General features: G+C 60.5%; 20 protein-coding genes. 8 read left to right on the top strand and 12 right to left on the bottom strand.

Going from position 1 to position 22,796, the window contains the following annotated elements; translation table 11 throughout:
- Positions 1 to 72 precede the first annotated feature (72 nt).
- The 9 genes from FHT76_RS22785 to FHT76_RS22745 form a co-directional block, all read right to left on the bottom strand.
- On the bottom strand, positions 73 to 1,530 hold the full coding sequence (locus tag FHT76_RS22785) for a lytic transglycosylase F (RefSeq protein WP_259126328.1): 1,458 nt from the start codon (positions 1,528 to 1,530) through the stop codon (positions 73 to 75).
- A 140-nt stretch (positions 1,531 to 1,670) separates the two neighbouring features.
- Positions 1,671 to 2,699, bottom strand: coding sequence for a trans-3-hydroxy-L-proline dehydratase (locus FHT76_RS22780; protein WP_183863179.1), 1,029 nt, complete (start codon positions 2,697 to 2,699; stop codon positions 1,671 to 1,673).
- Between the two features lie 9 nt (positions 2,700 to 2,708).
- Positions 2,709 to 4,400 (bottom strand): aconitase X, encoded by a 1,692-nt coding sequence (locus FHT76_RS22775; RefSeq protein WP_183863177.1) that lies wholly within the window; start codon positions 4,398 to 4,400, stop codon positions 2,709 to 2,711.
- Positions 4,401 to 4,485: 85 nt separating this feature from the next.
- The gene (locus FHT76_RS22770) at positions 4,486 to 5,736 is read right to left on the bottom strand and encodes an FAD-binding oxidoreductase (protein WP_183863158.1); all 1,251 of its coding nucleotides are present in this window, start codon (positions 5,734 to 5,736) and stop codon (positions 4,486 to 4,488) included.
- Between the two features lie 7 nt (positions 5,737 to 5,743).
- Positions 5,744 to 6,466: an amino acid ABC transporter ATP-binding protein gene (locus FHT76_RS22765; protein WP_183757742.1), complete on the bottom strand. Its 723-nt coding sequence runs from the start codon at positions 6,464 to 6,466 to the stop codon at positions 5,744 to 5,746.
- Positions 6,459 to 7,112 (bottom strand): amino acid ABC transporter permease, encoded by a 654-nt coding sequence (locus FHT76_RS22760; protein WP_183863156.1) that lies wholly within the window; start codon positions 7,110 to 7,112, stop codon positions 6,459 to 6,461. Before FHT76_RS22760 ends, FHT76_RS22765 begins: the two co-directional genes overlap by 8 nt.
- Before the next feature lie 12 nt (positions 7,113 to 7,124).
- Positions 7,125 to 7,790: an amino acid ABC transporter permease gene (locus FHT76_RS22755; protein WP_183863154.1), complete on the bottom strand. Its 666-nt coding sequence runs from the start codon at positions 7,788 to 7,790 to the stop codon at positions 7,125 to 7,127.
- Positions 7,791 to 7,859: 69 nt separating this feature from the next.
- The gene (locus tag FHT76_RS22750) at positions 7,860 to 8,669 is read right to left on the bottom strand and encodes a transporter substrate-binding domain-containing protein (RefSeq protein WP_114710407.1); all 810 of its coding nucleotides are present in this window, start codon (positions 8,667 to 8,669) and stop codon (positions 7,860 to 7,862) included.
- Positions 8,670 to 8,852: 183 nt separating this feature from the next.
- Positions 8,853 to 10,370 (bottom strand): aldehyde dehydrogenase (NADP(+)), encoded by a 1,518-nt coding sequence (locus FHT76_RS22745; protein WP_183863152.1) that lies wholly within the window; start codon positions 10,368 to 10,370, stop codon positions 8,853 to 8,855.
- A gap of 148 nt (positions 10,371 to 10,518) precedes the next feature.
- Here FHT76_RS22745 and FHT76_RS22740 point away from each other — a divergent pair, with 148 nt between their 5' ends.
- Entirely contained in the window at positions 10,519 to 11,556 is a 1,038-nt protein-coding gene (locus tag FHT76_RS22740; protein WP_183863150.1) for an Ldh family oxidoreductase, read from the top strand.
- A 75-nt stretch (positions 11,557 to 11,631) separates the two neighbouring features.
- Here the strand turns inward: FHT76_RS22740 and FHT76_RS22735 are convergent, their stop codons facing one another.
- Together FHT76_RS22735 and FHT76_RS22730 are read right to left on the bottom strand one after the other, a co-directional pair.
- Positions 11,632 to 12,594: a dihydrodipicolinate synthase family protein gene (locus FHT76_RS22735; protein WP_183863148.1), complete on the bottom strand. Its 963-nt coding sequence runs from the start codon at positions 12,592 to 12,594 to the stop codon at positions 11,632 to 11,634.
- A gap of 127 nt (positions 12,595 to 12,721) precedes the next feature.
- Entirely contained in the window at positions 12,722 to 13,426 is a 705-nt protein-coding gene (locus FHT76_RS22730) for a GntR family transcriptional regulator (protein ID WP_183863146.1), read from the bottom strand.
- Positions 13,427 to 13,679: 253 nt separating this feature from the next.
- On the opposite strand from FHT76_RS22730, the gene FHT76_RS22725 reads away from it, so the two are divergent.
- From FHT76_RS22725 to FHT76_RS22700, 6 genes are all read left to right on the top strand, one after another.
- A complete protein-coding gene (locus FHT76_RS22725; RefSeq protein WP_259185895.1) occupies positions 13,680 to 15,479 on the top strand; it encodes a diguanylate cyclase in 1,800 nt (599 codons plus the stop codon).
- 120 nt (positions 15,480 to 15,599) lie between these two features.
- Positions 15,600 to 16,106, top strand: a complete 507-nt coding sequence (locus FHT76_RS22720; protein WP_183863142.1) for a helix-turn-helix domain-containing protein — start codon at positions 15,600 to 15,602, stop codon at positions 16,104 to 16,106.
- A gap of 14 nt (positions 16,107 to 16,120) precedes the next feature.
- Positions 16,121 to 17,386 carry a beta-ketoacyl-ACP synthase II gene (fabF, locus tag FHT76_RS22715; protein WP_183863140.1) on the top strand — a complete coding sequence of 422 codons (1,266 nt, stop codon included), beginning with the start codon at positions 16,121 to 16,123 and terminating at the stop codon, positions 17,384 to 17,386.
- A 277-nt stretch (positions 17,387 to 17,663) separates the two neighbouring features.
- Positions 17,664 to 18,026, top strand: coding sequence for a hypothetical protein (locus FHT76_RS22710; protein WP_183863138.1), 363 nt, complete (start codon positions 17,664 to 17,666; stop codon positions 18,024 to 18,026).
- Between the two features lie 60 nt (positions 18,027 to 18,086).
- Positions 18,087 to 18,389 carry a curli-like amyloid fiber formation chaperone CsgH gene (gene csgH, locus FHT76_RS22705; RefSeq protein WP_183863136.1) on the top strand — a complete coding sequence of 101 codons (303 nt, stop codon included), beginning with the start codon at positions 18,087 to 18,089 and terminating at the stop codon, positions 18,387 to 18,389.
- Between the two features lie 133 nt (positions 18,390 to 18,522).
- Complete coding sequence (locus FHT76_RS22700) at positions 18,523 to 19,845, top strand: hypothetical protein (RefSeq protein WP_183863134.1); 1,323 nt, start codon at positions 18,523 to 18,525, stop codon at positions 19,843 to 19,845.
- 8 nt (positions 19,846 to 19,853) lie between these two features.
- Here the strand turns inward: FHT76_RS22700 and FHT76_RS22695 are convergent, their stop codons facing one another.
- The gene (locus FHT76_RS22695) at positions 19,854 to 20,978 is read right to left on the bottom strand and encodes a helix-turn-helix transcriptional regulator (RefSeq protein ID WP_183863132.1); all 1,125 of its coding nucleotides are present in this window, start codon (positions 20,976 to 20,978) and stop codon (positions 19,854 to 19,856) included.
- Between the two features lie 783 nt (positions 20,979 to 21,761).
- On the opposite strand from FHT76_RS22695, the gene bcsN reads away from it, so the two are divergent.
- Positions 21,762 to 22,766 (top strand): cellulose biosynthesis protein BcsN, encoded by a 1,005-nt coding sequence (gene bcsN / locus FHT76_RS22690; RefSeq protein ID WP_183757717.1) that lies wholly within the window; start codon positions 21,762 to 21,764, stop codon positions 22,764 to 22,766.
- Positions 22,767 to 22,796: the final 30 nt, after the last annotated feature.

Below are 22,796 nucleotides of genomic sequence, written 5' to 3'. Positions count from 1 at the left end.
CACAAACGCCAAGCGGCCCGCCATCGCGCGGGCCCCTTTGTTCTTTATCCGGCGTAAGAGGTGCTCAGTCTGCTAGTTTTTCACTGGTGTCGTTACCGTCATGGAAGCGCGTTGCGCTTCGACCCGTTCCGTCAGCAGGCTGTAGGCGACATAGTACTTGAATATATTGCTGACGTACTGGACCGTTTCGCGCCCGACAATGGCCGCAGCGGCGTTTTCGACGTTTCCGAACCAGATGTCAGGGTTGAGCCCCATATCCTTCGCCTTGGCACGAAATTTCCGGAGATTCCCCGGACCAGCATTGTAGGCGGCGAATGCCATCAGCTGCTGATCACGGGCTGAGATGCCGGGATCATTGATATAGACCTTGACCAGATAGCGTAGATATTTCGCGCCGGCCTCGACGTTACGATCCTCGCTCTTTGCGATGCCGGTGATACCGATCTCCTTGCCAGCCGCCGTGGCTGGCAACAGTTGCATCACGCCGACGGCGCCCCTCGGGCTGTGGCGCGCTTGATCGAGCTGCGACTCCTGATAGCCCTGGGCCATGAGCATCAGATAATCGAACGAATACGTCCCTGCGTGTTTGCGGAATATCTCGACCAGGTCCTTAAAGCGCTCGACATCAGCCGGCGAATAGGCTCGCCGCAACATCGTATCGCTCTTGAAATAGCGATTGCGCAGCATGTTGCCGAACGTTGTGCCGACCTTGTGCTGTTCGGCGAACTTGTCGAGGACGGCTTTCAACTGCGGGCTACCCTTGCGGATTGCCCAGGCGATCTGTCCATGCGCCGACACGGCGACGTCAGCATGCACCTTCATGTCCGTGAACACCTTCGCCCAGATGTCGGCCTTATATCCATCGACAACGGTCCAGGCGAGCAGGCCGGCGTTGACCATTTCCATCAGATCTTCATCTTCGAGGTTCTCGTCGATCGGCTTGACCTGAATCTCTGGCTTTCCATCTTTCTTGAATTGCTCATTGAGCGCCAGAAGATGCTCGTAGTAGCTGCTGGTCTGGCGGACGCGGATTTCCTTGCCGGCGAGGTCATCGATGCTTGCAATCGGTTCCGCAGAAGGTCCGGAAACCAAAACCTCGCTGGCATCGCTGTAGAGCGGCGCGCTGAAATCGACCTCCTGGAGGCGCGCCGGCGTCACCGTCAGATTGGCCATGACGATGTCGCCCGAGCCCTCCTTGAGGGCTGAAATCAGTCGATCGCGACCGGTTGGGATGAAGGCGATGCGGATGCGCTCGATTTCCTTCTTCTTACCCTTGTTCAGCTCCGCCTCGAGGGCCGTCCCGAACTCCACGGCCGTTCCGTACTGGCGGCCCTTGTCGATGAAATAGATGGTCTTGCTATACGGCACCAGAATACGGATAAGCCGGATCTTGGTCATCGCGTCGAGATCGCCTGTATTCGGCTTCGGCATGATCTTGCCGATCTCGATTTTCGTTTGGGCGAACGTACCAACCTGACCGAACAATACGGTCATAGTTGCGAGCACTAGGCTGAAAAGGAAATGTCGCATGATCTGCCCCCAACTGGTGCCGAGAGCCTATCACGTTTATTAGACAATCAAAGCGGCAGAGTGGGACTCGGTCGACACCTTGAGCGAGATCTCCCGCTCAAGACAATTTGCCGGATTCATGCCTGCGAGATGCCTAGCCGTTAACGGGCGCCCCACGTGTCAGTCAATCGATACCCTTCCGGCCAGGGGTCGGACGGATCGAGCATGTGCTGATGGGTGCCGGTGATCCAGGCGCGGCCGGAAATTTCCGGCAGGATTGCCGCGCGATCGCCGACTTTCGTGGTGCCTAGAATGCGGCCGGAGAAGGTCGACCCGATCAGCGAGACAGCCGTCAGGCGATCTTCAGGCGTCATCTGACCACGCGCATGCAACACCGCCATGCGCGCCGAAAGCGCGGTTCCGGTCGGCGAACGGTCGACCTTTCCGGGCTGAATGGCGACGGCTGCACCCGCACGTAGACCTTCGGCGGTCCGCTCCACCGGACCTGCGAAGAGGCAGAAGGAGAAGTGCTTCCAATCCGGATTTTCCGGGTGGTGGAATCCGAGCCCAGCGTTGGCCGCGTTGGTGATACGCACGCCGAGCCTCGCAATGTCATGCGCCTCGTCGGGCGACAGGCTGAAGCCCATCGCCGCGGCGTCGACGATGACGAAGCTGTCGCCGCCATAGGCAGTATCGACGGTCAGTGTGCCCAGGCCCTCGACCTCCAGCTTCGCATCGAGTCGTTCCGCAAAGCTCGGCAGGTTCTGCACGAAGATGCGCTCGGCCTTGCCGTTCCGGCATTCGGCGCGCACGCGAACGAGGCCACCGGGGGCTTCCAGGGTGATCTCGGTAACGGGCTCCTGCATCGGCAGAATGCCGCTGTCCAGCAACACCGTGGAGACGCAGATTGAGTTCGAGCCGGACATCGGAGGCGTGTCCTCGGGCTCCATGATGATGAAGGCGGCATCGGCATCGGGATGCTTCGGAGGCACCAGCAGATTGACGTGGCGGAAGACACCGCCGCGCGGTTCGTTCAGCACGAAGTTGCGCAACGTCCCGTCACGGGCGATCCAGCGGCTTTGTTCCCATATGGTTTCGCCGGGCGGCGGCGTGACGCCGCCAACGATGACATCGCCCACCTCGCCCTCGGCATGGGCGGACACGACATGGATGGTCTTGGTACTGCGCATGATACCTCCTCAGGAAAGCCAATTGGGGAGCCGCGGGGGGACGCGACCCGTTAGAGCCGCTTCGACACAATCAGCAAGGCTGCCGAAGCGAACGGCGCGGCCGGAGAGCCCTGGGCCGTAGTGGGCGTACTTGCCGGAATTCGTCAGCAGGGCACGGGTCCGCGTCGGAAACAGCGGCTCGGAAATCGAACACCAGCAAAGATCCGGGAGAACCTGCACGCCCGCATCCTCCAACCTGCCGAGCAGACCCTCGTTGCGGGCATCACTGATCACCTGGCGACCGGCAGTGACGATCACCGCGACGCTGGCATGTCGGCGACGACCAGCCAGAACTTCAGCCAAGGCGCGGCATTCGGTCAAGGAGGCATGCGGACTGCCGATAGCGATGAGTTCCACCTCCTCCGGCCCACCGTTCAGGGCGGTCCAGGCCGCAGCCATGTCGGCACGGGAGATCGATGCATGGTCGGCATTATCGCGGGCAGCGCCGGCAGCTTCGGGCGTGACGCCTTCGATATGCAGCATGGGTGCAGCAGAGGTGGTGCCGAAGGCGGCGCACAGGGCCTTGAGATCATCCAGCGTCGGCTGTGCGGGACCAAGGCCGCGCAGAAGCGGAATGCGGTCCGGCGCCGCGCGACCGGCGAGATAGCCGATCAGTGGCCAGAAGGCGTCGTCGACCTCTGCCGGCAACTCCACATCGATGATCCGCCGTGCCTTCCGGTGCTCGTCGAGATAGACCCCGGAAAGTGGCGCTCGACCGGTCAGCGCGATGCAGAGATCCAGGAAATCCGGGTGCTTTGCCGTTCTGGCTCCGAGCACTGTGTTGGCGAAGATCACCGCATTGGATTCCGCCCAGGCGATGGATTCGCCCGGCTGCGGCGCGCTGTCAAGCAGGTAAGGAGAGCAGGTGAAGGTCGGTCGACAGCCCATGCGGACATAGGCATCGGCAAGCCGGGCCGCCGGGTCGCCGAAGGCTTGCGGCACGCCCTGCGTCTGCCAATTGGCGCGATCGACGGAAATGGCGTTCATCGTGGTCGGCACGCAAACCTGCGCCCCCATGTCGGCCATCTTTTCCGCGAAGGTGAGATTGGCCGGGCTCGCATAAATGCAGCCGTCGATGTGGCCTTGCGTGACATCGACAAGTCCGTGCGCGCCCTGCTGCGCTGCCATGGCGCTGATGATGCGCATGGCCTGCTGCACGGCGACGCCCTGCTGTCCGTTCAGCATGGCGCGGTCGGCTTCGCTAAGATCGAGTGCAGCGGTTGCCGGAGATGCAATCGGAATCTCCAACCCGTCTGCCACGACGGCCTTATCGCTGATCTCGGCGGTTTTCGCACGGGAGAGTGCGGAGAAGGCGTCGGGCCCAAGCCGCAGGACAGGCAGCGGCTTTCCGAACATTTCAGACGCGATCAGCGCACCGAGCGTCAGCACATCCTCGGCCTCGGAAAAAACCAGAGCGGCCGGTGCGCGCCCTGTCAGCACAAGATCGAGGAGAACGCCGGAGCCCGTGCAGGACCCACGGCTCGACGGCATCATCAAGATGCTGCCTGTCAGGCACGCCCCGTGAAGCGGGTGGTGTACGTCGATCACACAGCCGGTCGCTGGGTCGACTCCACCCCAGAAGCTCAGAGCCTCATCGGTGGCGATAACCGGACCGTGGGCAGAGCCAGCGAGAATGCTGCGATCGGGTACAGAGTGTTTCATGTCGGCGAAGCCTCAAGGAGAGAGATGGCATTCACCAACGGGGATGTTACGAGCAAACGTCACGGTTCGCTCGCCTTGATCCCCGTCAGAATCTTTGGGGCGAGAAGGGCGCGATGTCGATCGCGGGCTTCTTGCCAGTCAACAGATCCGCGACGATGCGTGCGGTGCCTGCCGACTGCGTGAGGCCGAGATGGCCGTGGCCGAAAGCATGGATCACCCGCTGCGTATCGCGGGCGTGGCCGATGGCGGGCAGGCTGTCGGGCAAAGACGGACGGAACCCCATCCATTGCACACCGCCGTGCGGCTTCAACCCGGGCAGGAAGCTGCGAGCTTTCTCCAGCATCGCTTCCGAGCGTTGGAAATTCGGCGGCAGCTTCAGCCCTCCGAGTTCGACGGAGCCACCAACGCGAATCCCCGTCGATAGCCGGGTAACGACAAAACCGTGACCGCCGAAGGTAATCTGCGTGCGCAGGTCGAAAGCCTCGGGAGGAAGCGTGGTATTGTAGCCACGCTCGGTTTCGAGCGGAATCTTCTCGCCGATCGTGCGCGCCACTTGATGGGAAAAGGCGCCTGCCGACAACACGATCTGTGCGGCCCGTCGCAAACTGCCGCCGACGCTCAGAACATCGACACCACCCTCGGCGGGACGCAAGGCTGTAACTTCGACGCGCTCGATCGTGCCGCCCATGGCACGGAAGTGATCTGCCAAAGCCAGGGTATAGAGTTTGGGATCGGCGATCGAGTACCAGCCGGGCGTGAAGGTCCCATGGGTGAAACGCGTCGCGAGGCCGGGCTGGATCTCCGCGATCCCAGCCGCATCGAGGTGGTGGAACTCGACACCGTGCGCTTCGCGCGCCTTCCAGCCGGGAAGCGAGGCCTTGAACTCGGCCCCGCCTTCATAGACCTGAAGATTACCGTCCTTGCGCAGCATGGCGGCGGTGCCGGTCTGCTGCAGGAACGGTTCGAGCTCGGCTTTCGAAAGATCCATCAGCGCGGTTTGCGCTGCGGTCGAATGGGCAACACAACTGGGCGCACAGGCCCGCCAGAACCGAAACATCCATGGTGCGATCTGCAAGGCATAGGCCGGCGGCACCGAAAGCGGCCCGAGCGGGTCGAGCAGCCACTTCGGCGCCTTCTTCAGGATGCCGGGTGAGGCGAGCGGCAGGATGTCGGTAAAGGCGAAGGCTCCGGCATTGCCTGCCGATGCTCCGGCAGCGGGACCTTCGCGATCGAGTACGACCACGGAAAGGCCCCGTGCCTGCGCTGCGATCGCCGCGGAAAGCCCAACGACTCCAGCGCCGATCACGATCACATCAGGTTGGGTTTGATCGTTCATCATCGCCTCAGTGAGTGGCAGCGAGGAATGCCTGCAGCTCCGGATCCTTCGGCGCACCGAACAGCTCTTCCGGCGGAGCAATCTCAGCCATCACACCCTTGTGGAAGAAAGCGACGCGATCGGAAACCTCACGCGCAAACTTCATTTCGTGCGTGACGCAGATCATCGTCATCCCTTCGGAGGCGAGCATGCGCAGCGTGTCGAGGACTTCGCCGACGAGCTGCGGGTCGAGCGCCGAGGTGACCTCGTCGAACAGCATGTATTCCGGCGACATGGCGAGCGCGCGCGCAATCGCCATGCGCTGCTGCTGGCCACCGGACATGCGGTTCGGATAGACCTTCAGCTTCTCCCCCAGGCCGACGTGGGTAAGCTGCTTTACAGCCATCGCTTCGGCTTCTGCCTTGGGAAGGCCGAGCACCTTTCTGGGCGCGAGCATGACGTTTTCCAGCACCGTCAGATGCGGGAACGCGTTCCACTGCTGGAAGACGATACCGAGCTTGCGGCGGAGCCTGTTCAGGTCGGTCGCCTTGGCATGGACATCCGTGCCGTCAACAACGATACGGCCGCTATCGATGGCTTCGAGACCATTGATACAGGTGAGCAATGTCGACTTTCCCGAGCCGGAACCACCGATGATGGTCAGTACCTCGCCCTTGGGGACAGTGAGGTTGATGCCCTTCAGGACCTCCAATGAGCCGAAGGATTTGCGGACGTTTTCAATCTCAATCATTGGGGGACCACCGTTTTTCGAGATACCCGCCAATCCGGGCGATGGGGAAGCTGATAATAAAGTAGACGGCGCCGCAGATCATCAGGATGAACAACGGTTCCTGCAGCCGGGTCACGAGGATCTGCGAGGCGCGCAGCAGCTCGATCAGGCCGAGCCAAAGTACCAGCGCGGAATCCTTCATGACGCCAAGCGTCAGGCCGATCCAGGACGGCAGCGAAACGCGTGTCGCAAGCGGCATGACAATGTAGCGCATATCCTGCGACCAGGTCATGCCGAGCGACCGGGCAGCACGCCGTGTGGTCGGCGGCACCGAAGAAATTCCACCGCGGACGATTTCCGTGCAGTAGGCAGCCGTATAGAGCGACAGCACAACGCAGGAGGTCGTGAACGGAGGCCAGCCAAGCCGCATGATCGACTGCAAGGCATTGCCGAGCACAAGCTGGATCAACAAAGGCACCGAGCGGAAGACGTCGAGAGCGAAGGTCAGCGGTGCGGACCAGTAGGGTCCGAGTTCGACGCGGATCATCCCGAAGAGGATCCCGAGGACGGTTCCGGCCGCGACCGAAACAACGGTGACCGCGAGCGTCATCCCCGCGCCTTGCGCCAGGAAGGCCAGATCACCCCAGGTGAGGGCAGTACCAAACATCTCTCACCTCTCTCAGTAGCGGAACATGCGCCAGGCAAGTGCCCGGGCGGCAAGGGTCAGAACTTTGGCGATGACGTAGTAGATCACCGCGGCCAAGGCGAAGAATTCAAAGGTGCGGAAAGAGCGCGCATTCAGCTCCTGCGTCACGCCGGCGAGATCGGTGTTCATGCCGACGGTCACGCCGAGCGAGGTCATCAGAACTGCCCAGACCATCTGGTTGGTCGCCGGCAGGAACGCCACGCGCAGCATTTGCGGAAGGACAATCAGTCGAAACGCCTGCATGGACGTCATGCCAAGCGAGCGCCCGGCGCGTGTCTGTGTGTCCGGGATCGCCTTCAGTGCGCCACGGAAATTCTCTGCCAAGTAACCGGCGTTGTTAAAGGCAATGCCAACCAGGAGCGCGGTAAACGGCGTGAGGTGAATGCCAAAATTGCCAAGGCCAAAATGGGCCATGTAGATCTGGAAGAGCGCAGGTGTGTTTCGCGCGATCTCGACCCAGGCAGTGGCAAAGCCAGCGAGAATGCGGTTGCCGGAGAGTCGGAACAAGGTCAGTGCAAGCGCGCACGCCAGTCCGATAATCATGGACAGGAGCGCGATCTGCAGCGTGACCAGCGCGCCGTCGAGCATTTGTGGCAATGCCTTGAGCGCTTGGTTCCAGTGGAAGGTGTAGTTAAACATGACCGTCTCACCTTGTCGTAAAGCTACGGCGCGAGGGATGACCTCGCGCCGCGGGAGAAACGGTCCAGATTAGCGGTAAACGCCGTTGACCGCGAGCGACGGGACGTCGCCGCCGACCCACTTCTTGTAGAGCTCGGCGTAGCGGCCGGTGCGAACCTGCTGGTTGATGAACAGGTTCAGGTAGTTGACCAGGCCGTACTCCTCACGGTTGGTGAAGAGCGCGACGTAGTCGATATCGAACGGCGCCTTGCCGACCACTGCGATGCCCGGGAACTTGCCGGTCTTGACGTTGGCCTGAGCAACGGTCGAGGTCGAGACGGTGGCGTCAAGCTGGCCCTGGCTCAGTGCGAGGAACACGTCGGCCTGCGTCTGGTAAGGACGGAACTCGCCGACACCCCAAGCCTTCACCTGCTGTTCGAGCGCGATCGCTTCGTAGGTGCCAGCGGTTGCGCCGACAACCTTGCCCTTCATGTCTTCGAAGGACTTCACGCCCGACTTCTCGTTGGCGGTAACCGCCATCTCGAAGGCAAAGTAGGGAACGGTCATGCCGACGGTCTTGGCACGCTCCAGCGTGTCGGAGGTGGAGGCGACGCCGACATCGACGCGGCCGGACATCAGCGCCGGAATACGCTCAGGGAACGGGGTCTCGACGATTTCGGCAGTTACGCCGAGCGCCTTGGCCAGATCGTTGCAGTAGTCCACGTCGAAGCCGATCGGATTGTTGTTCTCGTCGCGCGAACCCATCGGTGGGAAGTCCAGCACAACGGCGCAGCGCAGCGTGCCCGAACCGATGATGTCGTCCAGCTTGTCGGCTTTGGCCGGGCTGGTCAGGAGGGTGGCGGCGGCCAGAAGGCCGAAAGCGAGGACCGAGGTTTTCATTTTTCTCTCTCCCAGAGTTGGATTTGTCGATGGACAGCGAGGCGCACTATTCCTCTTCAGCGCGCGCAAATCAATCTTAAAATACATCAAGTATGCAAAAAGTATAAGACGAATAGCGATCATGTCGACAAAAAGGGCGGCCAAGTAGTGGCCGCCCTTTGCTTTTCTACCTCTCGATGAAAATCAGCCGAGGAAATCCTCAGGCAGAAGATCTTCCGACATATTCTGGTACGAGACCGGCCGCAGGAAGCGGCGGATCGACATCGTGCCGACGCTGGTTGCTCCGAAGTTCGTCGAAGCCGGATAGGGGCCGCCATGGACCATGGAATCGACGACCTCGACGCCCGTCGGGAAACCGTTGACAAGGACGCGCCCCGCCTTACGCTCGAGCACTGGGCGCAGACGGCGGGCGTCGGCGATGTCGCCGGCATCCATGTGGATCGTCGCCGTCAACTGACCTTCGAAGCCGCGCGCCAGTTGCTCCATCTCATCAATCGTCTTAACGCGAACCACAAGGCCAAGCGGCCCGAAGACCTCTTCACCGAGGGCGTGGTCGGCCAGGAACTGCGCACCGGTCGTCTCAAAAAGGTTGGGTGCAGCCGTCCGGCCGGAGGACTCGCCGGTGAACAGCGGGTTGACCGTATTGCGGGTTGCAAAGCGCGCCTGTCCATCCTGATAGGCCTTCGCGATGCCGTCCGTGAGCATGGTCTGCGGCGCCACCTTGCCCAGTGCTTCAACCGTTGCGGCCACGAAGCGATCGGCTTCGGCGCCTTCCGCCACCACGGCGATGCCGGGATTGGTGCAGAACTGCCCGGCACCCATGGTCAGCGATCCCGCCCAGCCCTGGCCGAGCGTTTCGCCGCGTGCCTTCAGCGCTTCGGGCAAAAGGAACATCGGATTGACAGAACCGAGTTCACCGAAGAACGGGATCGGCTCAGGCCGTGCGGCACATAGGTTGAAGAGCGCGCGACCGCCGGCGAGCGAGCCGGTGAAGCCAACAGCCTTGATACGCGGATGCTGCACCAGGGCTTCGCCGACCTGGCGATTGCCGCCCTGGATCAGCGAGAAGACGCCGGGATGAATACCGGTCTTGCGGATGGCAGCTTCGATCGCCTGGGCGACGATTTCGCCGGTGCCGGGATGCGCCGAGTGACCCTTGACCACGACAGGGCAACCCGCGGCTAGTGCGGCGGCCGTATCACCGCCAGCAGTCGAGAAGGCCAGCGGGAAGTTCGACGCACCGAAGACGGCCACCGGGCCGATCGGGCGCTGAATGAGGCGGATCTCCGGCCGCGGCGCGGGTTGACGGTCAGGCAGCGCCGCGTCACGGCGGCGGTCAAGATATTCGCCCTTTTCGATGTGATCGGCAAAGAGCCGCAACTGGCCGGTCGTGCGGCCGCGTTCGCCCTGCAGGCGCGCTTCCGGCAGACCCGTTTCCTGGCTACCAATCTCCGTGATTGCCTCGGCCCGCGCCTCGATCTCGTCAGCGATCGCACGAAGGAACGCGGCCCGCTCTGCGCGTGTGGAGTAGCCGTAGCTCCAGAAGGCATCTTCGGCCGCCTCGCAGGCGCGGCTCACCAGGTCGACCGTGCCAACGGCGAACTGATGCACTGGACCATGCGCCGGTGCGGATGCAAAAGTACCCGCTCCGTCGAGCCATTCGCCCGCGACGAGGTGTTTTCCATTGGGAGTGAAGACCATTTGCTATTCCTTCCTTGAAAGCCGGGGGCGCCTTGCGAAAATCCATCTGCAGGCGAATTGCGCATGCCGGATCTTTGTATACTCTATGTATTTATAACTTCAACACTCGATCGCCTTCGGCGGCCGGGCCAGCCATGAGAGACACAAGATGAGCGAGAACACCACCCTGACCGTCGCGGCCCTGCAGGAGAGGGTCGATGCAATTTTCCGCAAGGCAGGCCTCAACGAGATCCAAGCCGGTGCGCTCGCTCGCGTAATTGTCGCCGGTGAGCGGGATGCCTGCAAGTCGCACGGTATCTATCGGATCGAAGGTGCGTTGCGTACCGTCAAAGCGGGCAAGGTGAAGCCGGATGCGGTTCCGGAATTGCTGCTGCAGGAGGGTTTGGCGATTGTAAAGGTCAACGCCAAGGGCGGCTTCGCCAATCCGGCCTTCGAACTCGGCCTTCCGGCACTCGCGGAGCGCGCTCGAGCATGCGGACTGGCAGCACTCGTTATCAACGACTGCACCCACTTCTCCGCCCTGTGGCCAGAAGCAGAAGCGCTTACCGAACAAGGACTTGCGGGTCTCGTCATGTGCCCGAGCTATGCGACAGTTGCACCGACAGGAGGCAACAAACCCCTGCTCGGCACCAACCCCTTTGCATTCGCCTGGCCGCGCGCCGGCCAGCCACCCTATGTCTTCGATTTCGCCACCTCGGTTGCCGCGCGCGGGGAAATCGAGCTGCATCGGCGGGCGGGAAAATCGTTGCCGGACGGCTGGGCGATCGATGCCGACGGCAACCCGACGACCGATCCGGAAGCTGCGCTTGCTGGCGCCATGCTGCCATTCGGCGGACACAAGGGCTCGGCCATCGGCACGATGATCGAGCTGCTCGCCGGCATCATGATCGGCGACCTGACAAGCCCAGAGGTGCTCGACTATCTCGGCACGACAACACTTGCGCCCTTCCACGGCGAGTTGATCATTGCATTCTCGCCGGAGGCCTTCGCCGCCGGCCGGCCGGGCAATCAGTTTGCGCGTGCAGAGATGCTGTTTGAGGCAATCGTCGGCCAAGGCGCCCGCCTGCCCTCACAGCGCCGGTATGTGGCGCGTGCAAAATCGGAAGCCAATGGCGTCACGCTGACCGAGGCCGAAATCAAGCAGCTCGAGCGGTTGCTCGCACTCGGCCTGGAGGCGGTGGCCTGAGCCACCACCTGAGACCGCCGGAAACGCAAAAAGGCCCTCCGTTGGAGGGCCTTTCGATCTGAGAGCTTTAGAAAATCAAGCCTTGTACTTCGCCACTGCGCCGGGGAGCTTGCTCCACTCTGCGTACCAGTTGTTGAAGAGCTTGAACTGAGATTCGACGTAACCGCGCTGACTGTCCGTCAGGACGTCGGTTTCGTTGAAGTGCAGCGTGTATTCCTTGTCACCCTTCAACACCATCATGTGCTTGAAGAACAGGACGAGGTCCGGGCCTTCGTCGAACGAGGAGAGCACTGCCAGTGCCTGCTCGAGCTCCAGCGCCCGCTGGCGGGCATCCGCATCGCCTTCAGCCGCTGCCTGCGAGAGGTTGCAGAGGTGCAGCACTTCCTTGGGCAGCACATTGCCGATGCCGGTGATGGCGCCGGTCGCACCGCAGTTCACGAAGCCGTGGAAGACGGCCGTGTCGACGCCGATCATCAGCGAAACACCATCATCGCGGCTGGTGATGTTCTCGGCCGCATAACGCATATCGGCAGCGCCGCCGAATTCCTTGAAACCGACTAGGTTAGGATGCTCGGCCCGGAGCGCAAAGAACAGATCAGCGCGGGTGGCAAAACCATAATAGGGGCTGTTGTAGATGACAGCAGGAAGATCGGGGGCAGCCGAAAGGATTGCCTTGAAGTGCGCCTTCTGGGCGCCGATCACCGAGCCACGCGACAGGACACGCGGGATGACCATCAGGCCCTGGGCGCCTACCTTCTGGGCGTGCGCTGCATGTGCAACGGCCGAGGCGCTGTTGACGGCACCGGTCCCAACGATGACCGGGATGCCAGCCTTTACCAGGCGCTCGACGCCTTCCATGCGCTGCGCATCGGTCAGGAGCGGCCAGTCACCCATCGAACCGCAGTAAACGACTGCCGACATGCCCTGGACGATCAGTTCCTGTCCCTTGCGGACAAGGGCGTCGAAATCGGGGGTACGATCCTGCTTGCAGGGGGTCATCAGGGCGGGGATCACGCCCGAGAAAATCTTAGCCTTCATATCGGTCTCCTTTCGGCCGTTTGATCAGTCGGCCGACACAAACGTGCAGAGCCTCCCTCTTTGTCAGGTGATATATCATCTTGTATTTTATTTGTCGACAAGAAAAACGCAAAGGCCGCCGCAGTCTTTAAAGCGCTATGTCGATCCCGACATCACGGCTGAAAAGCTTCTGCACCTGGGCAACGATCTGCTCCGCGTGCGCCTTGCCCAAGCGGTCGGCCGCCTCGATGTCGCGTGCCTCGATAGCAGCGATGATTTCCGCATGCTCATCGACGAAGCGTTGCGGAAACTGCTCGTCGTAAGACCGGTAGTAAAGTCGCAGAATGCGTCTCCCCTCATCCAGCAAACGACGGAACAGGCTGGTGAAATAGGGATTGCGGCCCGCCTCGGCGATTGCTGCGTGGAAAGCCGCATTGGTGGAGATCATGGTCAGTGCATTGCGTCCCTCAACGGCCGCCGCATAGTCTGCATGGAAGCCGCGGATAATCGCCAAATCCTCCGGGCGGTGGTTTCGCGCCGCAAGCCGTGTCGTCACGCGGTACATCAGGACCAACGCGTCGAAGAAGGTGTTGAGATTCAGGAAGTCGATATTCGATACCATAGTCGAACGGTTTGGCAGCGTCTCAATCAGCCCCTCGCCCGCCAGCCGAACCAATGCCTCGCGGATCGGCGTACGCGACATCTTGAATCGCTCGGCCAACTGCACTTCATCGATGGGGCTGCCGGGCGGCAATACAAGATCAAGGATCTCGTCGCGCAAGAGGTCGTAGACCATCTTGACGCCGGAGCCGCGCTTGCGCTCTGGGGTGGAGTTCGAATCTGTGTCAGCCATTGAAGAATCCTTTTGTCGACAAAAGGAATACTTTTTCTCGCGTAGTGGTCAATAGTGGTGGCGACTCGGCGGGTGAAAGCGCAGCACGTCGCGCGAGCATACAAAGGGCGGCTCCGCGCGTAACATGGTAGACTGCCGTTGCAGATCGATTGGCGCTACCAGAATTCGGTCGGCAAATACAATTAAGTGCTCATTTATTCATCTATCTTAGCATCGCAGAAGGACCACCCAGGGGGCGAAGGTACGAGACAGAATGCGGATCAGCACGATTACAAATTGGGCCTATGCCGTGACGGTTGTACTCACCGTTCTCTCGGGCGGAGCCTTCATTCTGTCTGCCTACAGCGCCGTGCGCGAACGGTCGGCGGTGGAGATGCGCCAGCAACTCGACGAGCTTGCTGATCAGCTCGCAATAGCAGCCGAACAGACAACGGAGGATGCCCGCCTCTACGTGATGCGCGGCGAGGACCGTCACCTTCAGGCCTTCCGCAGCGCCGATGGAGAGGAACGCGCTCGCGAGGAAGCCATCAAGGGCTTGAAGTTGACCGATCTGTCATCGCCGGAACTTGCCGCATTGCGCCGGTTGGAAAGTGACGCGGAGGCATTGGACCAAATCGAGGAACGCGCCGTTGCTGATTATGGGAACGGCGATCGCGACGGTGCAAGGCAAACCCTTTTTGGACCCGAGCATGAGCGCTTGCAGACTGATCTGCTCGCCAGCGTTCAGCATTTTACCGATCTCGTGGCGACCCGTGCCGACGACGAACTCGCTGCTGCAAAAGCAAGAACCGACCTCTGGGACAATATAGCGAAGTCGATGTTGGGGCTGACGGCGGCCGTCTTCATCGGCGTCCTTTATTTTGTGTTGAAGCGTCGGGTGGCAACGCCGCTGCTCAGAATGACTGGGATCGTCAATCGACTGGCAAAGCAGGACTATGACGTCGAGGTGCTGCCTGACAGGCGGCACGACGAGATCGGCGAAATGAACGAAGCGATCCAGATCTTCCGCGACAACGGCCTGGAGCGAGAGCGCCTGGATGCCGAGCGACGGCGCGATCAGAAAACGAAGGATCACATTCTTCAGATGATGCATCGGCTTCAGGCCTGCCAGCAACAGGAGGAACTCGCCGATGTCGTTTCACTTTTCGCGCCGCAGATCTTTCCACATCTCGCCGGACACCTGTACCTCATGAACGGTGGCCGGTCGGCCCTTACCTCCGCCAGCCGCTGGCTTCAACCGAACCGGTCGCATGACGTCCTGGCGCCGGCGGAATGCTGGGGATTGAGACGCGGCAGGCCGCATGTGAGCGACCATTCGCGGGACGATGTGCCCTGCCAACATCTTGAGGAAGGGGAACACGCCTGCATCTGCATACCGCTCTCCGCCCATGGCGACACAGTCGGTCTGTTGTATTTCGAGGGCACCGATGGCGGCAAGGCGATGGAGACCGCAAGGCTCTACATTGAGATCATCGCCGAGAATATCGGGCTGGCGATCGCCAATCTTCAGCTCAGGGAGCGGCTGACGCAGCTTGCCGTGCGCGATCCCCTGACAGGGCTTCTCAATCGACGCTCGCTGGACGACGAGATGAACCGGCTGCGCCGAGACACCGTTGACCGCCCGACGGCCTGCCTGATGGTCGACATCGATCACTTCAAGCACTTCAATGACGAGTTTGGCCATGATGCCGGCGACCACGTCATGCGGCAAGTTGCGACCCTGATGGCCGAGACGGCCGGCAAGTCGGGTTGCGTTTACAGGTTCGGCGGCGAGGAGTTCACGGTCCTTCTCCCCGAAGGGACGCGGGAATCGGCATTCGATATTGGGGAAAAACTTCGCAACGCGGTCGAGGCCGCACCCATAACCTATCAGGGGCGGCCGCTGGGGACCGTAACTGTATCGATCGGGATTGCCTTGGCGGATGATGACAAACCAGCCGCCACGCTGCTGCAAAGGGCAGACGCGGCGCTCCTTCGCGCCAAATCGAAGGGCAGGAACATCACCTTGATCGATGGTGCCGACGGGTCCCCCAATCACCGGCTTGCCGGGTAGCTTTCTCAATCCTTTGATTGCAAGCCCGCCCTGCCGCGCTTCGCCGAGGGATCGACACCGCTGACGGCTCCGCCAGAAGTTACTTGCATAATGGAAGTCATTCTTATAGTGGCTTGCATTATGCAACGAACAAGCTTTGCCAATTTCAAATGCCCGGTGGCCCGTGCGCTCGACAGCGTCGGCGACTGGTGGAGTATTATGATCTTGCGCGATGCGTTTCAGGGCCTCACACGCTTCGACGAATTCCAGAAGAGCCTCGGCGTTGCCCCGAACATCCTCACCCGTCGGCTTGCACATCTTGTCGAGGCCGGCCTCCTCCAGAAACGGCGCTACAGCGATCGCCCCGCCCGGCACGAATATGTGTTGACGGAAAAGGGCCAAGATTTCTTTCCGGTTCTGATGGCGTTGTTTTCGTGGGGCCGCCGCCATGTGCCGGAGGAAGATCTAGCCTTCTTGCTCGGCGACTCTGCCTCCGGCAAGGAGCGGCATACCAAACTCGTCGACGTCGAAACCGGCGAAGAACTTACCCCTCGAAATACCTGCCTGCTTCCCGGCCCGGCGGCTGCGGAAAGCGATCGCGACCGCATTGCACGCGCGAGGGCATGGTATCTCGGCATCGATGCCTAACAAGGAAAAGACAGATGGATCGGATCGTCGTGACTGGCATGGGACTCGTGTCGCCGCTTGGCACGGGCGTTGAAACGGCATGGCAACGGCTGCTTGCCGGCGGCTCCGGGCTTAGGGTTCTCAGCGACGACATCGTCGGCGACCTCTCCGCCAAGGTCGGCGGTGTCGTGCCATCGGCCGCAGAGGACGCTGAAGGCGGATTCGATCCGGACCGCTATATTCAGCCCAAGGACCAGAAGAAAATGGACCGCTTCATCCACTTTGCGATGGGCGCTGCCGACGAAGCAGTCCGGCAGGCCGGATGGACCCCTGACGATACGGTCGCGCGGGAGCGCACAGCGACGATCATTGCCTCCGGCGTCGGGGGCTTTCCCGCTATCACGGATGCGGTCCGTACAGTTGAGACGCGCGGCGTTCGTCGACTCTCGCCCTTCATCGTGCCGTCGTTCCTCGTCAACCTAGCAGCAGGCCAGGTGAGTATCCGCTATGGCTTCAAGGGTCCGCTCGGCGCTCCCGTCACAGCCTGTGCCGCCAGTGTGCAGGCGATCGGAGATGCCGCACGGCTGATCCGCTCAGGCGAAGCGGATATTGCGATCTGCGGCGGCGCGGAGGCTTGCATCGACAGAGTCAGCCTCGGCGGCTTCGCTGCGGCGCGGGCACTCTCGACGGGCTTCAACGATCGGCCGGAGCTTGCCTCGCGTCCGTTTGATACCGGCCGCGATGGCTTTGTCATGGGCGAAGGCGCGGGCATCCTGGTTATCGAGTCGCTGGAGCATGCTCTCGCCCGGGGCGCCACGCCGCTGGCCGAGCTTGTCGGATATGGCACTGCGGCCGACGCTTACCATATGACCGCGGGACCGGAGGACGGCGATGGTGCGCGCCGGGCGATGGAGGCAGCAATCCGGCAGGCGCGGATAGCACCGTCGGAGATCAAGCACCTCAACGCTCATGCGACATCCACCCCCGTCGGCGACCGCGGCGAAATGGCGGCCATCGGCACCGTCTTCGGCCGTAACGGCGAGATTGCCATAAGTGCGACGAAGTCCGCCACCGGCCATCTGCTTGGCGCCGCGGGTGGGCTTGAGGCGATCTTCACGATCCTTGCATTGCGCGACCAGATCGCGCCGCCCACCCGCAATCTCGATGAAACCGATCCCGCTGCCGAAGGGCTCGACATTGTCGGCAAGTCGGGACGTGAACTTGTCACGGAATATGCGATCACTAACGGCTTCGGTTTTGGTGGCGTCAACGCAAGCGCCCTCTTCCGACGTTGGAGCTAAGAATTGGACACGTTCCAACCGATCGCTGTTCTCAGAGTTTGCAATTTGTGGTTCAAATCTCCGTGCTGCTTCCTGTCCCAATCGTCTGGTGATGATCACTATCGGGATGGCACAACAGATCATTGGTTGCGCTGTTTCGCCAAATAGGGACCATATTGCCTTGCTTGAATTAGAGACTTCCCTCTCCCGGTAGGTAAGCTTTGAAGCACTCGCGCGACTGGCGATGCGGTAGTGTCTCTCAACCGTCAATCCCGACGGGAGGAAGAGGAGAGATACGATGAAAATCAAGGGCCTAGTAATCGCAACCGTGTTCGCGCTTTCATCAGTTACGGCTGTCTTCGCAGCGGATAATGAATCCATCACAGACCAAACCGGCTGGGGCAACAGCGCCGGTACGTTCCAGAGTGGCTTCCGCAACTTCAGCGGTACTGGCCAAGTGGGCGTTCGAAACAACTCGACGACCATTCAACATGGCGCATTCAATGAATCCGGAACAGCCCAGTTCGGCCGCCGCAATGACTCGCTTACCGTACAACAGGGCCTGGGAAACGTTTCTGGTACGCTGCAGTTTGGCCGCGGCAACAACTCGCAGACCTATCAGTCCGGCGTTGGCAACAACTCTGTGACCATCCAGCATTAGTCGAGTATCTTTGAAGGTCAGCGGCGCCGCCGCTGGCCTCTTTTGCCTTGGAGTCCTACAATGATGGCTGCCCTCCCTCCCGTCCATTGCATCATCGAGCACCATGATAAAGGGGGCGCTATGACCCTAGTCCCGACGATCGAAAGCGACGGTCGCGGCCAAGGAAGCTATCAGTTCGAGATTTTCTCGAATGCCAATGGCAACACCTCAAGCAACGTTCAAGGCGGCGATTTCCAGAAGGATGACCCGGGACGGCTTGCGCTTTCGCGCTCAACCGTCTCCGTGTCGCCGAATGGCTGGAGCGCCCGGCTGACGGTTTACGGTCCGAGCGGCGAGAAACTCTGCGTCGTGTCGGTGCCGTGACATTTATGCACCGTTCGGGTGATCTTCCGAATGGAGGAAACCAGGCTAATTGATTGTATACTAAATTATAATAGAAATAGACCTCAGTGTGTCGTGCCGGCGTGCTTCGGCGGCCATATCGAGGTGATAGGGAATGCGGATTTGTTGGGCCGTTCAGTCTCACAAACTGGCTGCTATCCTTGTTGCGACACTGGCAAGCATTGCAAGCAGCGAATCGATTGCAGTCGCCGATGACATCAAAACAGCGCCGACGGCGCAGAGTGTCGAGCCCGCGACAGGCGTGCAGATCGGCACCGGTATCAACTGGTTCAGCTTGCCAAGCTGGGCTCCCCGGGGACCCGACTTTCTTGGAACCGGCGACAGCAGAGTCATTGACGATGGCATTGGCTTTGGCATCAGCCTCGATTTGCCGCTCGGGCAAATCGGTTCGCAGCCCCTGTTTCTGGAATGGAATGGCGGTATCGCCGACCTGTCGTCCAGCTCGACCGACCGAACAAGCCTTGCCGGCCAAAATTCCCTGAACTTCAGCTTAGGAAATTCGGCGAACGGTCGCATCGATCCGAGCCTACTGACCGCGTCGCCTATAGGAACGCTGCCCGCGACCGCCACCGCTGATGTCACGTTTACCGACAGTGCAAGCGCGACGGGTCACACCTTTCTCTCGGATTCGTCGCCCGCGGGCGGGCGTGTGACCCACTTTGCATCCCAAACGGGGGTGACCGGCGGGTCTTTCGCAGCTACCCTGACTAACGGTTCGACCCAGAGCGCCGCGGCCTACGCAGCCTATGGTGACAACACCGGCTTTACCCTGGCCGCGACCGGTGACCTCAGCAGCAGCGCGTTCATCGACAAGCGCAGCGAGGATGCCTTCGTGATCGATCAGGAACTGCTTCTCGGCGCTCCGATCGATCTTCAGGGCGGCTGGACGGTTACTCCTAAATTCGGCCCCATGTACCGCTCCATCGATCGCGACGTGGATTTTCGCAGAACGCTCCGTATAACCGCCAATCAACCGGGCATCGTGGTGCCTGAGGTCGGCTTCACGCAAACCGACGAACTCGACGCGCGCTATGTCGGTGCCATCGCCGAGCTGGCTGTAACCCAAGCCCTGCAGCCGGATCTCAGTGTTTCGTTCGACGCCAGGCTGGGCGGCGCCTACCTGCATTCGCGTTATCGAAGCCACTATTCGGCAATTCTGCCAACGATGACGACGGGTCCCTTCGACTTCATTTCCGAGACACGCGACGACGCCAGTCTTCTTGCTGGCCTCGGCGCCGGGCTGCGCTACGCACCCAAGGAAAACGTCGTGATCGGCTTGGACACCGGCGTGAACTTCGTCAACAAGGTGCCGACGATCGACTATGTCGCGGATGCCGGCGGCGGTGTATCGCCGACGATCGGCATGAGTCATGCGATCGACTATAACGTCTCCGTCAACGTGACCTGGCGCTTCTGAGCCAGAGATCAGCACATCGCGGACAGCATCGACAGGCAGTGCAGAAATTGCGTCTGCCGGTTTACCCCGACGCGGGCCATCGCGGAGGCAAGCTGGTTGTGGACCGTATTCTTTGAGACGCCACGTTGGCGCGCGATCTCCGACGCCGTTTCTCCCCTCAGAAGGCAATATGCGAGATCGGCCTCTGTCGGGGTCAGGCCAAAGATGGACTTGATCGTGTCGGGTGCCAACAGACTGTTTCCACCAAGTTCGCGTATCGTCAGCATGTAAACACGCTCGTTGGTGGCAAAGACGTTCTTGAATTGCGATCCGAGGCCTACACGCCCCGACAGGGCATCGACGCTTACCAACCATTTGACATTCTTCACCTTGTCCTCGACCCAGGCAACGTGCCGAACACGCCCGTGCAATGTCGCCAGGCCGATCAGACGCGCAACTTCATCCTGAAGGGCCGTATCGACGAAATCGATCGCCGAATCGCTGTATTCGACAAGCAGGTGCGATGCCTCGACAAATTTCTCGAAACTACCGTTGGCGAGACGCACCTGATAGTCTTCCGTGATAATCGCCGAAGGTGCGGAAGAACTGAAGAAGGCGCTCTCCATATGCGCGGACCTCTCCCGCTCCAGGAGGGTCGCCTTTTGGATGGCAAAGGCCGTCTGAAAATGCGGCAGCAATTTCTGCAGCATTTCGGCCGCTCTATCCGTTTCGGTTCGACCTGGGCGATCGAAATGGAGCATCAGCGTAATCCGGCGTCCGCCTTCCTTGACAAGAACGAGCGTCAGAAGGCAACCTTCCGTACCAAAGCAGTCTCGCACGGGTACTTCCCATTGAGGACTGAGCCTCGCCTTTAAATCGATCGTCAGGAATGCTCCTTGCCCCAAGGCAAGCGTTGCCGCATGCAATGCGGCAATCATCGGAGGATTGGAGAGTGCGCTTTTCGGAACGCCTTTTGCGAACACGCTCGCGCGCCGATCTTCCGCCCCCTTGAAGCCTACGACAGCTCCCGCCGCGGCCTTGGTGATGTCGATCAGCTCCGCTATGACCTTTTCCCACTCCGGCGGGCTCACAACGGTTTCGTAGATCAACTGCACCAACGGCAAGCAGATATCTTCACCAAAGCTATTGATCATCGGACCCACTCCAATGCTTGGCGAATTTCCAAAGCTTTCACGTCCGGCCGCGTCATTTTTCAGAACGCAGTCCACCTGAGCTATGCAGCGGCATTGTTGCCGCGTTTTCACCTCTCATGAATGTTTCAGGCTACCTTCATCCCGGTCCGACCGTGCGGTCGAAGGTGGTTCCCAGCCACTGCCTGCTCTCCATGTCTCGGCGGCTTCTAGGAAAAGCCGAAGAGATGCCACGTCTCTGTACGAAACATCGAATGTCTCCTCCAGATTGTGTTTTTATGTCTTCAAGTCGTGCGGCCCACGCCAAAAACAAGCAACGCGCTCATTTGGCTCTCTTAAGACAAAACGGCACGCAACGAAGTATGTTATGTCGAGAATATTCCCGACATCACCCCTAAAAACCTAGAGATTTCTAAGAATAGCATGCGCCTTCTTGTTGTAAAATGCTTAATAGTTATTCATTTACTACGACAATAGGGGTATATATTATTGCAACCTTGAGAGAAGTCGCCAACAGCTTATAATTGAATTTGAGGTCGCGCTTTTATCATTCAGTTGAGGTTGCGGCGCTAAGGCCGTTGTCCGCCCGCGAGAACGGTGACAGTTCGTATCCTTCCTGTCGCCGGACTGACTGCACCGTCGAGTTGAAGTCAACCTTACCGACAACTATCGCCGCACATTAACGTTGGGTTAACCATAATCGTCGTTTACCATAGGTAGCGGCCCCAAGGGTCGTTGATTCGCAAGTCCAGCGCGAAATTTGCGTATGGAGGTGAGGAAAGACGATTGCGGCGACCCAAAACGTTCAGTCTGCTGAAGGCATTAGGCTTGGCATTGCTTGCCGGGCTCGTGGTCGGATGTCAGTCGTCGGGAAATGTTAGCTCACCAAACATTTCCGAAACGGTCCCCGCCGAAAGGGCACTGGCCTTGCCTCCGCCAGGCGGCCCTTCGATTGTCAGCGTCGTCGAACACAAGCGCGGCAACGGCACGGAGCAGATGATTTCGCTCTACACATCATCTTCCGTGTCCGGGCAGAATTTTCTTAAAGTGCAGTTCCTTGGTGCGTCGGGCGCCAATCCCGGCATCGGAAGCGCTTCCTACCAGATGATCAGTGAGAACGGGATAATCCGCGAAGCATTTGCCGCCGTGCCCGGTGTGCAGATGGCCCGATCGGCGACCTATCTGCAAAACAGCTATGGACCGTTCAGCTACGCGTCGGGCGAGAGCGGTTCGGGCGACACGTGCATTTACGGCTGGCAGCAGATCCGCTCCAGCCGGTCGGCCCACACACAAGCGCGCAACTTCGGAATGATCCAGGTGCGATTGCGCCTTTGCGATGCACGAGCAACCGAAAGGCAGTTGCTGGGCATCATGTACGGCTACACAATCGTTGGGACGCTCAATGGAGAAATCTGGAATCCGTTTGGATTTCCGCATGGCGCTGATCCAACACTCGGGCGCCCCGGCAATCCGATCTATCCCGATGAGGGCGGCTACAGGAACACACCGATGGCCTTCGGCTATGAACCTGCCCGTCCGGAAATCCAATCTCGTGTCGTTCGCGTACGCAGCGTTCAGCCGAAAGCCGAAGAGGCCCCTCTGCAATTGCCGCCCCCGACAGGTCCTCGCGTACCACTGCCGGACGGCTCCAGCGGTCAGCCGCAACCAGACATGTCAGCAGCGCCTTCGAACGAACAGACACAACAGAGAACCGTGACGGCAAGCGGCGTCACTGTGCCATTGCCAGAGTGTATAGGGGATTCGGCCATGACGGCCGCGTGCCAGAGATAGACGTGAAGGGGCTGTGGTGTTCCCAAGCGC

This window comes from Rhizobium sp. BK176 (genome assembly GCF_024808055.1).
Note: the sequence above shows the minus strand (reverse complement) of the source record. Positions and strands in the feature narration are given on the sequence as shown.